Here is a 16004-nt window from a genome sequence, read left to right as displayed (position 1 = left end):
TTTTCTATGAGGTATGTCGTATGGCTTTTATCCCAAAAAATTATGCCCGGCTGGAAGTCGGTTATCGGGAAAAGGCGCTAAAACTCTTTCCATGGGTCTGCGGGCGCTGTTCACGTGAATTCGTCTATTCGAATTTGCGCGAGTTGACCGTGCATCATATCGATCACGATCACAGCAATAACCCGGAAGATGGCAGCAACTGGGAGATGTTGTGCCTGTACTGCCACGATCATGAGCATTCGAAATACACCGAAGTGGATCTGTACGGTTCAACGGTTGTGGCAGGAGAAGATGCGCAGAAGGACGTGGGTGAAGCGAAATACAATCCGTTTGCCAATCTAAAAGCGATGATTGACAAGAAATAACCCAGACTGCCTCTCCCTCCCGTCACGTGTCGAAAACCATTCAGGAGGGAGGGATTGCCATATTGGCTGAGTCGTGCGAGGGATCAGGATTTAAAGGTCGCAATCGGTTTTGGCGTAATGCCAAAATCTTCTTTCAGCTCGCGCTTGCTTTTCATCACCATCTGACCCTGCGTGTCAATCGTCATGTGCTGAGCGTCATTGTTGTTGCGCGCCTGCCATAACATCACCAGTTGCAAACTGTTCTCTTTTTGCTCTGCCGTCAGCGCCACGCCGTCCGGCCATTTTCCTAATTCAACTGCCGTCACCAGACGCTGATAAACCTCTGGCGTCATACTGTTGATCATGTCATCGATATTCATGAAAAATCCGCTCTGAAGGAATAATTTGCTGAATCGTTTCTTCAGCCTTTGGTCTGGTCGCCATTTTCATCGTCTGAGAAGCTCATCGAAGCCGAATTGACGCAAAAACGCTCGCCCGTTGGCTGTGGGCCATCCGGGAACACATGCCCGAGGTGCGCATCACAGTTCCCACAGCGGATTTCGGTGCGCTGCATACCATGGCTGGAGTCGGTAAGGTAACGGATGGCTTCGTCACTCACCGGCTCGTAAAAGCTTGGCCATCCGCAGCCAGAATCGTATTTTGTTTGTGAGTTAAACAGCGGGGCATCGCACACCAGACAGTGATACACGCCATCCCGCTTATTGTGCAGCAAACGCCCGGTAAATGGGGGTTCGGTCCCGTGATTCTGCGTCACGTAGAACTGCATTTCAGTCAGATTTTTTTTCAGTTCATCAGGGTTATGTTGATTCGACATTGCTCATATCTCGCTGTTGAAACAGACACGTTTTACCGAGAATTCTAACAAAACATTAACACTGAAGTGTGAACTTTTGTTCTAAACTTATGCGTTGCGGTTCAGCAGTCAGCCAATTGTGATCTTTCTCACATATTTATCCTGATGGCCCTTTAAAATCCCGCGCGCAGCCCCCATGTGGTTGCTAGCTCAAAAGGAAAGTGAGGCGGTCAGTCGCACAAAGGTTATGCGCAGGATTGATTTGTCGCAATGATTGACACGATTCCGCTTGACGCTGCGTAAGGTTTTTGTAATTTTACAGGCAACCTTTTATTCACTAACAAATAGCTGGTGGAATATATGACTATCAAAGTAGGTATCAACGGTTTTGGCCGTATCGGCCGTATTGTTTTCCGTGCTGCTCAGGAACGTTCTGACATCGAGATCGTTGCAATCAACGACCTGTTAGACGCTGAATACATGGCTTACATGCTGAAATACGACTCAACTCACGGTCGTTTCAACGGCACTGTAGAAGTCAAAGACGGCCACCTGGTTGTTAACGGTAAAACTATCCGTGTTACCGCAGAACGTGACCCGGCTAACCTGAAGTGGAACGAAGTTAACGTTGACGTTGTTGCTGAAGCAACGGGTCTGTTCCTGACCGACGAAACGGCGCGTAAACACATCACTGCGGGTGCGAAGAAAGTTGTTCTGACTGGTCCTTCCAAAGACAACACCCCGATGTTCGTTAAAGGCGCAAACTTCGAGAAGTATGCTGGCCAGGATATCGTTTCTAACGCATCTTGCACCACCAACTGCCTGGCTCCACTGGCTAAAGTTATCAACGACAACTTCGGTATCGTTGAAGGCCTGATGACCACTGTTCACGCAACTACCGCTACTCAGAAAACTGTTGATGGCCCGTCTCACAAAGACTGGCGCGGCGGCCGCGGCGCAGCTCAGAACATCATCCCTTCTTCTACCGGTGCTGCTAAAGCTGTAGGCGTTGTACTGCCAGAGCTGAACGGTAAAATCACGGGTATGGCATTCCGCGTTCCAACTCCAAACGTGTCTGTTGTTGACCTGACCGTTCGTCTGGAAAAAGCAGCGTCTTACGAAGAAATCAAGAAAGCAATCAAAGCGGCTGCTGAAGGCCCAATGAAAGGCGTTCTGGGTTACACCGAAGACGACGTTGTATCTACCGATTTCAACGGCGAAGTATGCACTTCCGTGTTCGATGCTAAAGCAGGTATCGCACTGAACGACAACTTTGTGAAACTGGTTTCCTGGTACGACAACGAAACAGGTTACTCTAACAAAGTACTGGACCTGATCGCTCACATCTCCAAATAAGTTGAGATGAGAATCTGATCCAAAAAGGCGACTTCGGTCGCCTTTTTTTATTTCTGAATAAAAGACAGAGGATTGCGTAATGATTCACAAAATTTTTGCTCTTCCGGTAGTCGAACAACTTACCCCTGTGCTTTCCCGCCGTCAGATTGATGAAGCGGATATCATCGTTGTCGACCACCCGCGCGTTAAGGCTTCTGTCGCGCTCAACGGTGCGCATTTGCTCTCCTGGAAACCAGAAGGCGAAGAAGAAGGCCTGTGGCTGAGCGCGGCAACATCCTTCAAAAAAGGCGCGGCGATTCGCGGTGGCGTACCGATTTGCTGGCCGTGGTTTGGTCCTGCTGCTCAGCAGGGTCTGCCCGCTCACGGTTTTGCCCGTAACCAGCAGTGGACGCTGAAAGCGCATAATGAAGATGACAACGGTGCCGTCCTGACGTTCGAACTGCAAAGCAACGAAGAGACCCGTGCGCTGTGGCCGCATGACTTCACGCTGTTTGCTCGCTTCAAACTGGGTAAAACCTGCGAAATCGAACTGGAAGCTCACGGTGAGTTTGAAACTGCCTCTGCTCTGCATACCTATTTCAACGTCGGCGACATTACCGAGGTCAACGTCAGCGGCCTTGGCGATACCTATATCGACAAAGTGGATAACGCGATAGAAGGCAAGCTGAGTGATGGCATCCAGACCTTCCCGGATCGTACTGACCGCGTTTATCTGAATCCAGAAGCGTGCAGCGTGATCCACGATGCGAAGCTGAACCGCGCGATTGAAGTGATCCACCAGCATCACAGCAACGTAGTGGGCTGGAACCCTGGCCCAGCGCTGTCTGTCAGCATGGCGGACGTGCCGGATGATGGCTACAAAACGTTCGTATGTGTCGAAACCGCTTGCGTAACTGCGCCGCAGAAAGCGAGCGCCGACAAGCCGTCTCGTCTTGGTCAGACGATTAAGATCGTGAAACGCTAACGATCGTCCCCCTTACCCGCAAAGTGAGGGGGAAACTGTTAGACCACGTCTAATGACGTTTTGTGGTCTGGGGCTGGAAACGCATGATCCAGTTTTAGTAACTCTTCCGCTGAAAGCGCAATCCTCAACGCTCCCGCATTTTCCGTCACATGTTCAAGAGTTGCGGCTTTCGGGATCGCCATTACGCCTTTATGGCTAATCACCCATGCCAGCAAAATTTGCGCAGCACTTGCTTGATGATTGCGAGCAATATCGTTCACGACGGGATGATTCATCAGACCCGAACGCAAACGCCCGGCCTGAGCAAGCGGACAATACGCCATAACCGGCATGTTCTGCTGCTGACACCAGGGAAGCAGATCGTATTCAATGCCGCGAGACGCCAGATGATAAAGCACCTGGTCTGTTGCGCAGGCCGTACCGCCCGTCACGCTCGCCAACTCCTGCATGTCGTCGTAATCCAGATTCGAAACACCCCAGCGGCCAATTTTGCCCTGCTGCTGCAATGCCTCCATCAGTTCGACGGTTTCATCGAGACCAAAATTGCCGCGCCAGTGCAGCAAGTACAGATCGATATGATCGGTTCCAAGACGGCGCAAGCTGGCATCACAGGCGGCGATCCCTTTTTGTCCGCCGGCATTCCACGGATACACCTTGGAAACCAAATACACTTTTTCGCGCTGGCCTTTGATTGCCTCGCCCACCACCTCTTCAGCGGCGCCGTCAGCGTACATCTCAGCGGTATCAATCAGCGTCAGGCCAAGGTCAATGCCCGCTCGCAGTGCATCCACTTCGTTGCGACGCTGACTGGCATTTTCTCCCATGTACCAGGTTCCCTGCCCAATCGCGGGGACCGTCAAGCCTTCGGCAAAGGTCACGATTTTTTCACTCATTCGTCTCTCCTGTTTTCTCTGCACCACCGTAAAACAAACGGGGCGCAAGCGCCCCGTTGTGATGCATAAAATGCACTGTATAAGTGCGCAATCAGAAACTGTAAGTCACACCCGTTGAGAACAGACCGGACCAGGACTTGTCGACCATTGGGCTGTCTTTAACTTCATCGCTCACACGGGAATAACGAGTGGTGGCGTACACATTCCAGTCACTGGCGAATTTATAGCTCGCGGTCAGTTCCAGGTAAGGGCTCCAGCCGTCGTCCGCATCGTAACTTTTCAGGCCGCTGCGATTCGACTCTTTATGAGACACCCCATAATAGTAGTCGTTGTAGTTTTCGCTGCTGTAATCCACGCCGATGCCTGGCGTCAGCGTCAGGCCGCCGTTCGTATAACGGTAAAGCCACGCCAAATCCCAGATGAAACCGTTGCTATTGTCCAGCGTGTCGCCCGCAATCGAGGTGCGAAGGAAACCATATTGGGTGTTATGAACGTAGGAAAGCCCCGCCATCATGGTGCTTTTGCGTTTATCGAGCTGGCGTAGGGCGCGGCTGTCGCTGTCGCCCGGCTTAAAGTGCATCGGATCAAAGTAGGCCATGACAGAGAGCTTATCCGCCTCGTCATTCCACAGATAGTAACCGCCGCCAAGACCACGGAACCAGAAGTTGTCACCTTCATAGGTAATAACCGGGACCGGGTAAACGTCACGATCATACTGTTTGTATGGGCTATTGATCACACCCACGCCGGCGCCGAGGGACATTTTACCTTCAGCGTGCACGGTGCTCGCAGCGGTGGCGACAAGAACGCCCAATGCAAGAAGTTTGAGTTTGGTCACAATCCATTCTTTCCTGTAGTCAAATAATCAGCGCTTGAAGTGTAACCGCCCTTGCTAAACATCCCAAAATTTTTTGCCTGCTAATGAGTTTGATTAACCGATTATTTTCATTGTTTAAGATGACCGGCTCCTTTCAATTCTGTGACGCCTGGATGAAACCTGACATTTTATGCTTATTTCATCGGCTAATTATTCGGATGAGTTATTGATATGTCATTGAAATTAGTTTTTGCAGGCATGCAAGTTTTGCAAATGCCATCTACGCTTAATTTTAAGAAGATGAATGCCTGAACACCCTGCGGTTGTGAGCGTCAGACCTGGCACACGGGTTGCTGCTTAGACAGTGAGATGCGACGGTTTTTCTTCCAGGAGCCTCCACTATTCATACGAACGGCTCTTTTCCTGTGCTAAAAACGAAAGGACGGCATGCCATGAATATATTCGATCACTATCGCCAGCGCTACGAAGCTGCCAAGGACGAAGAGTTCACACTGCAGGAGTTTCTTACCATTTGTCGGCAAGATCGCAGTGCCTATGCTAATGCGGCAGAAAGGCTATTGATGGCTATTGGTGAGCCTAACATGGTCGACACGGCGCTCGAACCACGGCTCTCCCGTCTCTTTTCGAATCGTGTAGTTGCACGATACCCCGCGTTTGAAGAATTTTACGGCATGGAAGATGCCATCGAGCAGATTGTTTCTTACCTGAAACACGCCGCTCAAGGCCTTGAAGAGAAGAAACAGATCCTTTATTTACTGGGTCCGGTGGGCGGCGGTAAATCGTCCCTGGCGGAACGACTGAAAGCGCTGATGCAGCGCGTACCGATTTATGTGTTGAGCGCCAACGGCGAACGCAGTCCGGTCAACGATCACCCGCTGTGCCTGTTCAATCCGCAGGAAGATGCGCAGATTCTGGAAAAAGAATTTGGCGTTCCGCGCCGCTATCTGGGCACCATCATGTCGCCATGGGCGGCAAAACGCCTGCACGAATTCGGCGGTGACATCACCAAGTTCCGCGTGGTGAAAGTCTGGCCTTCAATTCTGGAACAGATTGCGATCGCGAAAACGGAGCCTGGTGATGAGAACAACCAGGACATCTCTGCGCTGGTCGGTAAAGTCGACATTCGTAAACTGGAACACCACGCGCAAAACGACCCGGATGCCTACGGCTATTCCGGTGCGTTGTGCCGGGCAAACCAGGGCGTGATGGAATTCGTCGAGATGTTCAAAGCGCCGATTAAGGTGCTGCACCCACTGCTGACGGCCACGCAGGAAGGGAACTACAACGGGACAGAGGGTATCTCTGCCCTGCCGTTCAACGGGATCATTCTGGCGCACTCGAACGAATCAGAATGGGTGACGTTCAGAAATAACAAAAACAACGAGGCGTTCCTTGACCGTGTTTACATTGTCAAAGTGCCTTATTGCCTGCGGATCTCCGAAGAGATCAAAATTTACGAAAAACTGCTCAACCACAGTGAGCTGGTGCATGCGCCTTGTGCCCCAGGGACACTGGAAACCCTGTCGCGCTTCTCGATTCTGTCGCGTCTGAAAGAGCCAGAAAACTCCAGCATTTATTCAAAAATGCGCGTCTATGACGGTGAAAGCCTGAAAGACACCGATCCGAAAGCGAAGTCCTATCAGGAGTATCGCGACTACGCCGGTGTCGACGAAGGGATGAACGGATTGTCCACGCGGTTCGCATTTAAAATCCTCTCCCGCGTGTTCAACTTCGATCACGCTGAAGTGGCGGCCAACCCGGTACATCTGTTCTACGTGCTCGAACAGCAGATCGAACGCGAGCAGTTCCCGCAAGAGCTGGCAGAACGCTATCTTGAGTTCCTCAAAGGCTATCTGATCCCGAAATACGCCGAGTTTATCGGCAAAGAGATCCAGACCGCCTATCTGGAATCCTATTCCGAATACGGACAGAACATTTTCGACCGTTACGTCACGTATGCGGATTTCTGGATTCAGGATCAAGAATATCGCGATCCGGATACCGGTCAGCTGTTTGACCGCGAATCCCTGAACGCAGAGCTTGAAAAAATTGAGAAGCCTGCCGGGATCAGTAATCCGAAAGACTTCCGTAACGAAATCGTCAACTTTGTCCTGCGTGCCAGAGCGCATAACAGCGGACGTAATCCGAACTGGACCAGCTACGAAAAACTGCGCACGGTTATTGAGAAGAAAATGTTCTCCAATACCGAAGAGCTGTTGCCGGTCATTTCGTTCAATGCCAAAACCTCAACCGACGAGCAGAAAAAACACGACGATTTTGTCGACCGCATGATGGAGAAAGGCTATACCCGCAAGCAGGTGCGTTTGCTGTGTGAATGGTATCTGCGCGTGCGTAAATCGTCATAACAGTCCAGAAAATTGCCCGGCAGTTCTGCTGTCGGGCTAACAAAATAGGTAAACCGTAAGCCGGACAGACGCCGTTTTTCCGGCCTTACGGGGACCGCATAAAGTTGGCAAATGCAGTACGGGGGGCTTATGACCTGGTTTATTGACCGGCGTCTTAACGGCAAAAACAAGAGCACGGTGAACCGCCAGCGCTTCTTGCGCCGTTATAAATCGCAAATTAAACAGTCGATCTCCGAGGCCATCAACAAACGTTCAGTCACCGATGTTGATAGCGGCGAGTCCGTCTCAATCCCGACGGACGATATTAGCGAACCGATGTTCCATCAGGGACGTGGCGGCCTGCGCCATCGCGTCCATCCGGGCAACGATCACTTCGTGCAAAATGACCGCATCGAGCGCCCACAGGGTGGCGGTGGCGGGTCCGGAAGCGGTCAGGGGCAAGCGAGTCAGGACGGTGAAGGTCAGGACGAGTTTGTCTTCCAGATCTCAAAAGATGAATATCTCGATCTGCTGTTCGAAGATTTGGCGCTGCCAAACCTGAAAAAAAATCAGCACCGTCAGTTAAACGAGTACAAAACCCACCGCGCGGGGTATACCGCCAACGGTGTTCCGGCCAATATTAGCGTGGTCCGTTCGCTGCAAAATTCGCTGGCCCGACGCACAGCGATGACGGCAGGGAAACGTCGTGAGCTGCACGAGCTGGAACTTAGCCTGAAAACGGTTGAGAACACTGAGCCTGCGCAGCTGTTGGAAGAGGAACGGCTCCGCAAAGAGATCGCTGAATTACGCGCAAAAATCGAACGAGTGCCGTTTATTGACACGTTTGACCTGCGTTATAAGAACTATGAGAAACGTGCGGAACCCTCCAGTCAGGCGGTGATGTTCTGCCTGATGGACGTTTCGGGCTCTATGGATCAGGCCACCAAAGACATGGCGAAGCGTTTTTATATTCTGCTTTATCTGTTCCTGAGCCGAACCTATAAGAACGTCGATGTCGTGTATATTCGCCACCACACGCAGGCTAAAGAAGTCGATGAGCATGAGTTTTTCTACTCGCAGGAAACGGGTGGGACGATTGTCTCCAGCGCGCTGAAGCTGATGGATGAAGTGGTTAAGGAACGCTACGACCCGGCGCAGTGGAATATCTATGCTGCTCAGGCCTCCGATGGCGATAACTGGGCAGACGATTCACCGCTGTGTCACGAAATCCTCGCGAAGAAAATTCTGCCCGTGGTGCGTTATTACAGCTACATCGAAATTACGCGCCGCGCGCATCAAACGCTGTGGCGTGAGTATGAGCATCTGCAAACGATGTTCGATAACTTTGCTATGCAACATATCCGCGATCAGGACGATATTTACCCGGTGTTCCGCGAACTGTTCCACAAACAATCGAGTACCAGCAACACATAATATAACAGCCAGCATTGATTGCTGGCTGTTTTCTTAATGACTCACATTAATACAATCCAAGTTTTTATTAATCAGGATCGTGCAATTCCTTCCGCTCTGCTTGCCTTTATAAAGCGCCACATCCGCTCTTTCCATCACTTCTCGCAGTGCTTCACCACGATTGACACGCGTCAGTCCTGAACTAAAGGTAATTTTAACTCTGTGATCGCCTGCTACGGCCTCTGATGCCGCTATTACCCGGCGTATACGTTCTGCCGCCTCAGTTGCCTCTCTGTCACTGCCGGCCTGGAGCAGAATAATAAACTCTTCCCCTCCATAGCGATAAACAGATTCTGCACGCCGGATATTATTTTCCAGATTAAGGGCTAATGACCGCAAAACAGCATCTCCTGTTAAATGTCCGTAGTTATCATTAATCTTTTTAAAATGATCGACATCCAACAGAAGCAAATATAATCCCGCATCACCCAACTCGTCATTCATGCTGTCAAATGACTCATCAAGGACTCGCCTCAAGGGCAGACCGGTCAACGCATCATAGCTGGTACGTAGTTGAAGCAAGTGCCCTTTATAGCGAGACACTGAGGCTGAAAATACCAGTAGTGCCGTCTCGAAATCATCAAATGGTGCATTGCTGTGTCCGCCGTCCTCAATTGTTTTTATAAGCTGGCGACACATCTTATGCACATGAATGTGTTTAGTGTTAATATCAAGAAGATAATTCCTGCCCTCTTTATCATCTTGTAATTGCGTATTTAGCCAATAGCCAAAATCACAAAAATTATGTGCATCATCGCACGTCAGGTCTGATAATAAAACATCTCGCCGGGCAACAAACCGTAGTATATTTACCAACCATTTAAAATGTGCATCCGTCGAATGGTTCAACTCACGAATGGTCGTATCAATCTCTTTGAATTTCCGATTCATCACTACTCCTGGCACAAATTAATAACTGGCCAAAGAGTAACGAACTATGTATTTAGTTTTGTCAGAGCAGGTATATTTATAATTGGTTTTTTATGAATAACCTGTGCTAACGTATGAGTCCTGTATTCAAATATCACAAGCAATATAGCCATGTCGGAAATGATAAAAGATACAACAACCCACCAGCAACTGATCGCACTGCTAACGGAGCATGGCGCTCAATTTCGGGTTGTGGAGCATGAAGCCGTGGGGAAATGCGAAGCGGTGAGTGAAATTCGCGGTACCGATTTGGGCCAGGGGGCAAAAGCGCTGGTGTGCAAAGTCAAAGGTCATGGTGTAAACAGACACGTTCTGGCCATTCTCGCTGCCGATCAGCAGGCAGACCTGAGCCAACTCGCCAGCCATTTTGGCGGGAGTAAAGCATCGCTCGCCAGCCCGGCAGAAGTCGACAACCTCACCGCGTGCGTCTTTGGTGCAATTCCACCGTTCAGCTTTCATCCGCAGTTAACGCTGGTTGCCGATCCGTTGCTGTTTGAACGTTTCGACGAAATTGCGTTTAACGCGGGACTGCTCGAAAAATCAGTGATTATGAACACCGCCGATTACCTGCGAATTGCTCAACCTGAGTTGGTGACTTTTCGTCGATAATCTTGCAACGACTGGCACGTGTGTCAGTCGTGTTTCTCAAGAAATATCACGGAAGCCACAATAATCATCGCAATGGTAAAAAATGAGGACGATATAATCAGCGTCTCAATAAACATTTGATCGTGCATATTGATTCCTCCTTTTTTGCTCTGTCTATCCTTTTTACTGTCCCTTAATGACAGCGGCATGACACTATCAGGTCATTCTGATGAAAAATATGGCCGCAGTAACGATTCCGGAAAAAATAACTTCCTCGTCGCAACCTCAACGCCGATTTCCTTTATTCCGGCCGGTTTCCCGGCAACATGTCCCCTGGCGTTGATGTCCACATCGAAACGGGTAAAGCCCTTTTTTGAGTAAAGCCTCCTGACAGCGCACCGGGGAAAGTGTTAATCACGCATCTTCTGGCAACGGCATAAATAAAACTGATTTTTTGATAAAAGCCTTTTTAATCACGCCGTTGAAGGTAAAGTAAGCAGGCTTACTTTTTTTTGGCAAGGAACCCTTTATGTTTGACCCTACCCTGCTGATCCTGCTGGCTCTGGCCGCACTCGGCTTTATCAGTCACAACACCACGGTCGCGATTTCAATTCTGGTGCTGATTATCGTGCGCGTCACGCCGCTGAATACCTTCTTCCCCTGGATAGAAAAACAAGGCCTCACTATCGGGATAATTATTCTGACCATCGGCGTGATGGCCCCTATCGCCAGCGGCACATTACCGGCATCCACACTTTTACACTCCTTTGTGAACTGGAAATCGCTGATCGCCATCGCCGTGGGCGTATTCGTCTCGTGGCTCGGCGGGCGTGGTGTGACGCTGATGAGTTCCCAGCCGTCTCTGGTCGCCGGTTTACTGGTCGGGACCGTTCTGGGCGTGGCGCTGTTCCGCGGTGTTCCTGTTGGTCCGCTAATTGCCGCCGGACTGGTTTCACTGTTTATCGGGAAGTCGTAGACAGACTGGCGATATAGCGCCCCGGCGTTTGCCCCAGTCCTTTCCTGAACATCGTGATAAATGCCGTGGTGGAGTCATAGCCGAGTGACTGCGCCACCTGCTGGACCGATTTGCCGCTAATCAGCAATTGTAACGCGACGATCAGCTGCAGTTGATGCCGCCAGCGGCGAAAGCTGAGCCCTGTCTCCTTCACCACCAGCCGCGCCAGATTGCGCTCACTCATCGCAAAGTGGCTGGCCCATTGCGCCAGCGTCTGCCATTCGGCGGGTTGCTCCGCCATCGTGTTGCTCATCATGCGGATTTTCGGATGGGGTGAAACAGGGAGCTGCAGCTGCTCCTGCGGCTGCTGTGGGATTTCATCGAAGAGCACATCCGTCAGCCTGGACGTCGCGGGGAGCGCTAGCTGACCCGCTGTTTTGCTCGCCAGCGTCAGGATTAACTCGCGCACCAGCGGAGAGATTTTAAGCGTGCAGCAGCGATCCGGTAGCGTCACCGCGCCGGGTTCAATAAACAGGAAACAGAGCTGAGCCCCTGGCGTTGCCTTGTTACTGTGCACGATCTGGCCGGGTATCCACACCGCGTATTGCGGCGGTACCATCCACATGGCGTTGTCCACTTCGCAGGTAATCGCCCCACGCAGGGCAAGGATCAATTGCCCTTTACGATGCTGATGCCGCGGAATGCGTTGCTCGTCTTCCACGACGCGAATATGAAACGCCACTGCCGCATGGTGCTGGCTGTCTGGATCGTAGCCGTCGAGTCCAAGACCTAACATAATGTTGTCCGATATGAGCGATAATCTGTCATTTTAGCTTGATTCAAACACAACGGGAAACGGGTATGGTGTGCACTCGTTAAGAGGTAAGAGAAAATAATGACTACTGCCATCCCTTCCACCGGTAAAGATCGACTGCTGCTGATCGCCGGTATGCTGATGATCGCCACGACGTTACGCGTGACATTTACCGGTGCGGCCCCGTTGTTGGACACTATTCGTCACGACTATGGCCTGACCACTGCCCAGACGGGCCTGCTCACCACTCTGCCGCTGCTGGCGTTTGCCCTGATTTCGCCTCTGGCTGCGGGCGTGGCGCGTCGTATTGGTATGGAGCGCAGTCTGTTTATCGCTCTGCTGCTGATCTGCGCAGGCATTGGTATTCGCTCCCTGCCCTCATCCACGCTGTTGTTTGCCGGAACGGCAGTGATCGGCTGCGGGATTGCCCTCGGGAACGTCCTGTTGCCCGGCCTGATTAAGCGCGATTTTCCAGGCCAGGTTGCAAAGCTCACGGGCGCGTATTCCCTGACGATGGGCGCGGCGGCAGCGTTGGGATCGGCCATGATTGTACCGCTGGCATTGAGCGGCGCGGGCTGGCACGGAGCGCTTCTGGCGCTGATGATCTTTCCGCTTCTCGCTTTGCTCCTGTGGCTCCCGCAGTGGCGTCAGAAACACACCGCCTCGTTAAGCGGTGCGCGTGCGCTGCATAACCGAGGGATCTGGCGCTCACCCCTGGCCTGGCAGGTGACGATATTTTTGGGAATTAACTCGCTGATTTATTATGTGATTATCGGCTGGCTTCCGGCGATTTTACTCAGCCACGGCTACAGCGAAACGCAGGCAGGTTCCATGCATGGTTTGTTACAACTGGCGACGGCTGCGCCCGGTCTTGCCGTTCCGTTGGTGTTGCATCGGCTTAAAGACCAACGCGGCATCGCTGGATTCACGGCATTACTGTGCGCGGTCAGCGCGGCGGGGTTCTGGTTTGTTCCAGATCAGGCGATACTCTGGACGCTAATTTTTGGATTTGGGTCAGGGGCCACCATGATTCTGGGTCTCACCTTTATCGGGCTGCGTGCCGGATCAGCACACCAGGCAGCAGCGCTGTCAGGAATGGCGCAATCGGTGGGGTATCTGCTGGCTGCATGCGGGCCGCCGTTGATGGGTAAAATTCACGATGCGGCGGGAGACTGGCGCATTCCTCTTATTGCCTGCGCACTGGCAGCTGTGGTGATGGCTATTTGTGGTGTGCTTGCCGGACGCGACAGAGAGATCGCGCCCGACTAAAAACGATAAAAGGCAGGCTAAAGCGTCTGCCTTTTATCCGCGAGCGGCGTAAAGCATTGCCTGAACGAGAGGAACAGGTCGACCGGCCAGCGCACCGCGCTCATGCTGGAACAGCGTCGCCACAAAGAATGGATGCGTAACCAGTTCTACAGCCCGAATTTCTCCCTGCTCATCCCAGCCCGTCACGCGCATATCGCCGCTTTCCAGCTCTTGAGCGAACTCAGGGGATACGCCGTAATTGCAGTGATACCCTTCTTCAATCTCTTCCCGGCCGTAAGCCTTAGCAATCAGCGTATTCGCACGCAATTCAATGGTGTCCGTTTTTTCCACCAGCGAACAGGTCAGCGGCGCGATCATCATTCTGCCCTCACTGTCCGTTTCAGCATGTGCCGCATCATCCCAACCCAACACGTTGCGTGCATATTCAATTAACGCATGCTGGAATCCACCGCAGGTCCCCAGGAACGGAATGCTGTTTTCCCGGGCATAGCGTGCAGCGATAAAGGCGCCATCAACGTTCTTATAGGGGCTTGCAGGAACCAACCAGATTGCGTCGTAGCCGACTAAATCTTCGGGGCTGAGCAGCTCGGTGGTAGCGATCCAGTCGTAATCCGCTGTTATTTCCAGCACAGCGGCAGCATCATCGATGGCTAAAGGGATAGCCTGGTGAGCAATAACATCGTGGTTATAATCGCCAACAAGTGCAATGCGAAGCGTATCTTTTAGCGGGGAGAGTTCCATAAGAGGTTCCATATGCCAGAAAAATATTCAGGTAACATAAGGAACCTCAGCCTACCGATCTTTTGCCCGTATCACAATACCTTAAATTAGAGGGGGAAAAATGTGGTGTTATAGTGTGTTAGCGTATTTTCACCCCTTCTTTGGACCGACTTAAACCCAATGAAAACCATGATTCTGGTGAGCGCATGCCTGATGGGCCACAAGGTTCGCTATAACGGCAGTGAAAAGGCGCAAATTTCTGAAACGCTCCAGCGCTGGCAGCGGGAACACCGGCTGGTAACGCACTGTCCGGAGCTGGCCGCAGGGCTGTCAATTCCTCGTTTACCTGCCGAAATTGTGGCAGGCAATGGAAAAGATGTCATGGCGGAAAACGCGTGTATTCTGGAAAGTGATGGCACCGACGTCACCGGGCATTATCAACTGGCCGCCTGGCTGGCGTTACGCGCCGCACTGGCGTCAGATTGCAGCGCGGCGTTGCTCACGGACGGCAGTCCCACATGTGGCAGCGAGTTCATTTACGACGGCAGTTTCACTGGGCAGAAACACGCCGGAATGGGCGTCGCCGCAGCGCTCTTGCGCGAACACGGTATTCAGGTATTTTCCGATAACCAGCTCATGGAGCTTATCGCCTGGGTTGAGGAGAGAGAAAATGATTCAATGTAAACGCGTCTATGACGCATCGACCGAAGATGACGGATATCGCGTTCTGGTCGATCGGCTCTGGCCGCGAGGGGTTAAAAAATCTGACTTAGCGTATGACGAGTGGTGCAAAACGCTTGCGCCCTCCAGCACATTACGCAAAGCGTTTCACAGCGAGACGATTGATTTTGCGGCCTTCAGCCAGGCCTATCAACAGGAGTTGGCCGAGCATGAGGACGAAGGCAAACGTATCGCCGCGCTGGCGAAAAACCAGACCGTGACGCTGCTTTACGCGGCTAAAAATACCGAACAAAACCACGCACTGGTGTTAGCCGACTGGCTGCGGCACCGGTAATTTAGCCGAGCATAAGCTCGTCGAGCATTTGCGGGGCTTCGTCAGGCGTCAGGGGCATCAAATGTTCAGGGCGGATAAACGCGAAACCGTGTTGCTTATCAAAGGCATAAACATCACCGGTCACCAGCCAAAGGGCACGATCCGCCGTGGCAGGCAGCTCCGTCATGACCCCATTGACAGGATTCAGGAAACGCAGACCCGGCTGACAAAGCTCAAAAAGCTCAACGGATTTGCCGATATTACACCGCCCTGCGGACGTGCGGGCGCCAATAATCATTGCCAAACAACCCGGTTTTAACTGAAACATTCTTCTCTCGTGATGTACTCGCCCGCAGGCTAAGATAATTCCTAAAGAGAATTGTATCGCAATCAATTGCGGGATGTCACCTGGCTGGCGTCGGGTGATCGCGCCGGAACAGATCCCACTCATCCATCACTTCACCGCCCGGCAACTTGCATTCTGTGCGTATGCCCTGCGGACTTTGCACCGGAACCCGCTCTCCGCCTTTCTTCACGCAGTAAACGGCTGCTGGATTTGCCATACCAATTTCCGGCGGTTTTGGGGCTTCTGGCGGGGTAGAACAAGCGGCTAATGGCAGCGCCATTGCCAGTAACAGATATCGCATAAGAGTGTCCTTTCGAAAAAAAGAGCGCTAAGCGTAACGACTGAGCGGGGTTTTCTCCAT

The 16004-nt window shown here is 51.9% G+C and carries 20 protein-coding genes; 10 read left to right on the top strand and 10 right to left on the bottom strand.

Annotation, left to right across the window (positions count from 1 at the left end; translation table 11 throughout):
• Positions 1-20: 20 nt before the first annotated feature.
• The gene (yajD, locus tag I6L74_RS16705; protein WP_012017073.1) at positions 21-365 is read left to right on the top strand and encodes an HNH nuclease YajD; all 345 of its coding nucleotides are present in this window, start codon (positions 21-23) and stop codon (positions 363-365) included.
• Positions 366-448: 83 nt separating this feature from the next.
• Here yajD and I6L74_RS16700 read toward each other — a convergent pair whose 3' ends face one another.
• Together I6L74_RS16700 and msrB are read right to left on the bottom strand one after the other, a co-directional pair.
• Positions 449-724, bottom strand: coding sequence for a YeaC family protein (locus I6L74_RS16700; protein ID WP_059178244.1), 276 nt, complete (start codon positions 722-724; stop codon positions 449-451).
• A gap of 41 nt (positions 725-765) precedes the next feature.
• Positions 766-1179 carry a peptide-methionine (R)-S-oxide reductase MsrB gene (gene msrB / locus I6L74_RS16695; protein WP_059178245.1) on the bottom strand — a complete coding sequence of 138 codons (414 nt, stop codon included), beginning with the start codon at positions 1177-1179 and terminating at the stop codon, positions 766-768.
• A gap of 339 nt (positions 1180-1518) precedes the next feature.
• Here msrB and gapA point away from each other — a divergent pair, with 339 nt between their 5' ends.
• A complete protein-coding gene (gapA, locus tag I6L74_RS16690; RefSeq protein ID WP_012017070.1) occupies positions 1519-2514 on the top strand; it encodes a glyceraldehyde-3-phosphate dehydrogenase in 996 nt (331 codons plus the stop codon).
• Positions 2515-2593: 79 nt separating this feature from the next.
• Positions 2594-3478: a D-hexose-6-phosphate mutarotase gene (locus I6L74_RS16685; protein ID WP_059178246.1), complete on the top strand. Its 885-nt coding sequence runs from the start codon at positions 2594-2596 to the stop codon at positions 3476-3478.
• Positions 3479-3516: 38 nt separating this feature from the next.
• Here the strand turns inward: I6L74_RS16685 and I6L74_RS16680 are convergent, their stop codons facing one another.
• Both I6L74_RS16680 and I6L74_RS16675 read right to left on the bottom strand, forming a co-directional pair.
• Positions 3517-4371 (bottom strand): aldo/keto reductase, encoded by an 855-nt coding sequence (locus I6L74_RS16680; RefSeq protein ID WP_059178247.1) that lies wholly within the window; start codon positions 4369-4371, stop codon positions 3517-3519.
• Between the two features lie 91 nt (positions 4372-4462).
• Complete coding sequence (locus tag I6L74_RS16675) at positions 4463-5209, bottom strand: MipA/OmpV family protein (protein ID WP_059178248.1); 747 nt, start codon at positions 5207-5209, stop codon at positions 4463-4465.
• Positions 5210-5640: 431 nt separating this feature from the next.
• Here I6L74_RS16675 and yeaG point away from each other — a divergent pair, with 431 nt between their 5' ends.
• Both yeaG and I6L74_RS16665 read left to right on the top strand, forming a co-directional pair.
• Positions 5641-7575, top strand: coding sequence for a protein kinase YeaG (gene yeaG, locus I6L74_RS16670; RefSeq protein ID WP_059178249.1), 1935 nt, complete (start codon positions 5641-5643; stop codon positions 7573-7575).
• 129 nt (positions 7576-7704) lie between these two features.
• Positions 7705-8988: a YeaH/YhbH family protein gene (locus I6L74_RS16665; protein WP_059178250.1), complete on the top strand. Its 1284-nt coding sequence runs from the start codon at positions 7705-7707 to the stop codon at positions 8986-8988.
• Between the two features lie 33 nt (positions 8989-9021).
• On the opposite strand, the gene I6L74_RS16660 is transcribed toward I6L74_RS16665, so the two are convergent.
• Positions 9022-9918 carry a diguanylate cyclase gene (locus tag I6L74_RS16660; RefSeq protein WP_059178251.1) on the bottom strand — a complete coding sequence of 299 codons (897 nt, stop codon included), beginning with the start codon at positions 9916-9918 and terminating at the stop codon, positions 9022-9024.
• A gap of 150 nt (positions 9919-10068) precedes the next feature.
• Here I6L74_RS16660 and I6L74_RS16655 point away from each other — a divergent pair, with 150 nt between their 5' ends.
• Entirely contained in the window at positions 10069-10566 is a 498-nt protein-coding gene (locus tag I6L74_RS16655; protein ID WP_059178252.1) for a YbaK/prolyl-tRNA synthetase associated domain-containing protein, read from the top strand.
• Positions 10567-10589: 23 nt separating this feature from the next.
• Here I6L74_RS16655 and yoaI read toward each other — a convergent pair whose 3' ends face one another.
• Entirely contained in the window at positions 10590-10694 is a 105-nt protein-coding gene (gene yoaI, locus I6L74_RS21470; protein ID WP_096759518.1) for a small membrane protein YoaI, read from the bottom strand.
• 380 nt (positions 10695-11074) lie between these two features.
• Between yoaI and I6L74_RS16650 the strand changes: the two genes are divergently transcribed.
• On the top strand, positions 11075-11521 hold the full coding sequence (locus I6L74_RS16650) for a DUF441 domain-containing protein (RefSeq protein ID WP_012017062.1): 447 nt from the start codon (positions 11075-11077) through the stop codon (positions 11519-11521).
• Here the strand turns inward: I6L74_RS16650 and I6L74_RS16645 are convergent.
• Positions 11505-12296, bottom strand: coding sequence for an AraC family transcriptional regulator (locus I6L74_RS16645; protein WP_059178253.1), 792 nt, complete (start codon positions 12294-12296; stop codon positions 11505-11507). The two genes, I6L74_RS16650 and I6L74_RS16645, sit on opposite strands and share 17 nt — an antisense overlap.
• A 99-nt stretch (positions 12297-12395) precedes the next feature.
• Here I6L74_RS16645 and I6L74_RS16640 point away from each other — a divergent pair, with 99 nt between their 5' ends.
• Positions 12396-13583 carry a CynX/NimT family MFS transporter gene (locus I6L74_RS16640; protein ID WP_059178254.1) on the top strand — a complete coding sequence of 396 codons (1188 nt, stop codon included), beginning with the start codon at positions 12396-12398 and terminating at the stop codon, positions 13581-13583.
• A 33-nt stretch (positions 13584-13616) separates the two neighbouring features.
• Here the strand turns inward: I6L74_RS16640 and I6L74_RS16635 are convergent, their stop codons facing one another.
• A complete protein-coding gene (locus I6L74_RS16635) occupies positions 13617-14324 on the bottom strand; it encodes a CTP synthase C-terminal region-related (seleno)protein (protein WP_059178255.1) in 708 nt (235 codons plus the stop codon).
• Between the two features lie 159 nt (positions 14325-14483).
• Between I6L74_RS16635 and I6L74_RS16630 the strand changes: the two genes are divergently transcribed.
• Together I6L74_RS16630 and I6L74_RS16625 are read left to right on the top strand one after the other, a co-directional pair.
• Complete coding sequence (locus tag I6L74_RS16630; RefSeq protein ID WP_059178256.1) at positions 14484-14987, top strand: 2-thiouracil desulfurase family protein; 504 nt, start codon at positions 14484-14486, stop codon at positions 14985-14987.
• Positions 14974-15318: a DUF488 domain-containing protein gene (locus tag I6L74_RS16625; protein ID WP_059178257.1), complete on the top strand. Its 345-nt coding sequence runs from the start codon at positions 14974-14976 to the stop codon at positions 15316-15318. Before I6L74_RS16630 ends, I6L74_RS16625 begins: the two co-directional genes overlap by 14 nt.
• Before the next feature lies 1 nt (position 15319).
• On the opposite strand, the gene I6L74_RS16620 is transcribed toward I6L74_RS16625, so the two are convergent.
• Positions 15320-15625, bottom strand: coding sequence for a hypothetical protein (locus tag I6L74_RS16620; protein WP_059178258.1), 306 nt, complete (start codon positions 15623-15625; stop codon positions 15320-15322).
• A gap of 76 nt (positions 15626-15701) precedes the next feature.
• A complete protein-coding gene (locus tag I6L74_RS16615) occupies positions 15702-15944 on the bottom strand; it encodes a putative hemolysin (RefSeq protein ID WP_059178259.1) in 243 nt (80 codons plus the stop codon).
• Positions 15945-16004: the final 60 nt, after the last annotated feature.

Source organism: Lelliottia amnigena (assembly GCF_019047465.1).
Taxonomy (GTDB): Bacteria; Pseudomonadota; Gammaproteobacteria; order Enterobacterales; family Enterobacteriaceae; genus Enterobacter; species Enterobacter amnigenus.
This window is presented reverse-complemented; position numbering and strand designations above follow the sequence as displayed.

Coding starts and splice junctions, on each gene's coding strand:
- yajD (WP_012017073.1), top strand. CDS start 21: ATGGCTTTTATCCCAAAAAATTATGCCCGGCTGGAAGTCGGTTATCGG.
- I6L74_RS16700 (WP_059178244.1), bottom strand. CDS start 724: ATGAATATCGATGACATGATCAACAGTATGACGCCAGAGGTTTATCAG.
- msrB (WP_059178245.1), bottom strand. CDS start 1,179: ATGTCGAATCAACATAACCCTGATGAACTGAAAAAAAATCTGACTGAA.
- gapA (WP_012017070.1), top strand. CDS start 1,519: ATGACTATCAAAGTAGGTATCAACGGTTTTGGCCGTATCGGCCGTATT.
- I6L74_RS16685 (WP_059178246.1), top strand. CDS start 2,594: ATGATTCACAAAATTTTTGCTCTTCCGGTAGTCGAACAACTTACCCCT.
- I6L74_RS16680 (WP_059178247.1), bottom strand. CDS start 4,371: ATGAGTGAAAAAATCGTGACCTTTGCCGAAGGCTTGACGGTCCCCGCG.
- yeaG (WP_059178249.1), top strand. CDS start 5,641: ATGAATATATTCGATCACTATCGCCAGCGCTACGAAGCTGCCAAGGAC.
- I6L74_RS16665 (WP_059178250.1), top strand. CDS start 7,705: ATGACCTGGTTTATTGACCGGCGTCTTAACGGCAAAAACAAGAGCACG.
- I6L74_RS16660 (WP_059178251.1), bottom strand. CDS start 9,918: ATGAATCGGAAATTCAAAGAGATTGATACGACCATTCGTGAGTTGAAC.
- I6L74_RS16655 (WP_059178252.1), top strand. CDS start 10,069: ATGTCGGAAATGATAAAAGATACAACAACCCACCAGCAACTGATCGCA.
- yoaI (WP_096759518.1), bottom strand. CDS start 10,694: ATGCACGATCAAATGTTTATTGAGACGCTGATTATATCGTCCTCATTT.
- I6L74_RS16650 (WP_012017062.1), top strand. CDS start 11,075: ATGTTTGACCCTACCCTGCTGATCCTGCTGGCTCTGGCCGCACTCGGC.
- I6L74_RS16645 (WP_059178253.1), bottom strand. CDS start 12,296: ATGTTAGGTCTTGGACTCGACGGCTACGATCCAGACAGCCAGCACCAT.
- I6L74_RS16640 (WP_059178254.1), top strand. CDS start 12,396: ATGACTACTGCCATCCCTTCCACCGGTAAAGATCGACTGCTGCTGATC.
- I6L74_RS16635 (WP_059178255.1), bottom strand. CDS start 14,324: ATGGAACTCTCCCCGCTAAAAGATACGCTTCGCATTGCACTTGTTGGC.
- I6L74_RS16630 (WP_059178256.1), top strand. CDS start 14,484: ATGAAAACCATGATTCTGGTGAGCGCATGCCTGATGGGCCACAAGGTT.
- I6L74_RS16625 (WP_059178257.1), top strand. CDS start 14,974: ATGATTCAATGTAAACGCGTCTATGACGCATCGACCGAAGATGACGGA.
- I6L74_RS16620 (WP_059178258.1), bottom strand. CDS start 15,625: ATGTTTCAGTTAAAACCGGGTTGTTTGGCAATGATTATTGGCGCCCGC.
- I6L74_RS16615 (WP_059178259.1), bottom strand. CDS start 15,944: ATGCGATATCTGTTACTGGCAATGGCGCTGCCATTAGCCGCTTGTTCT.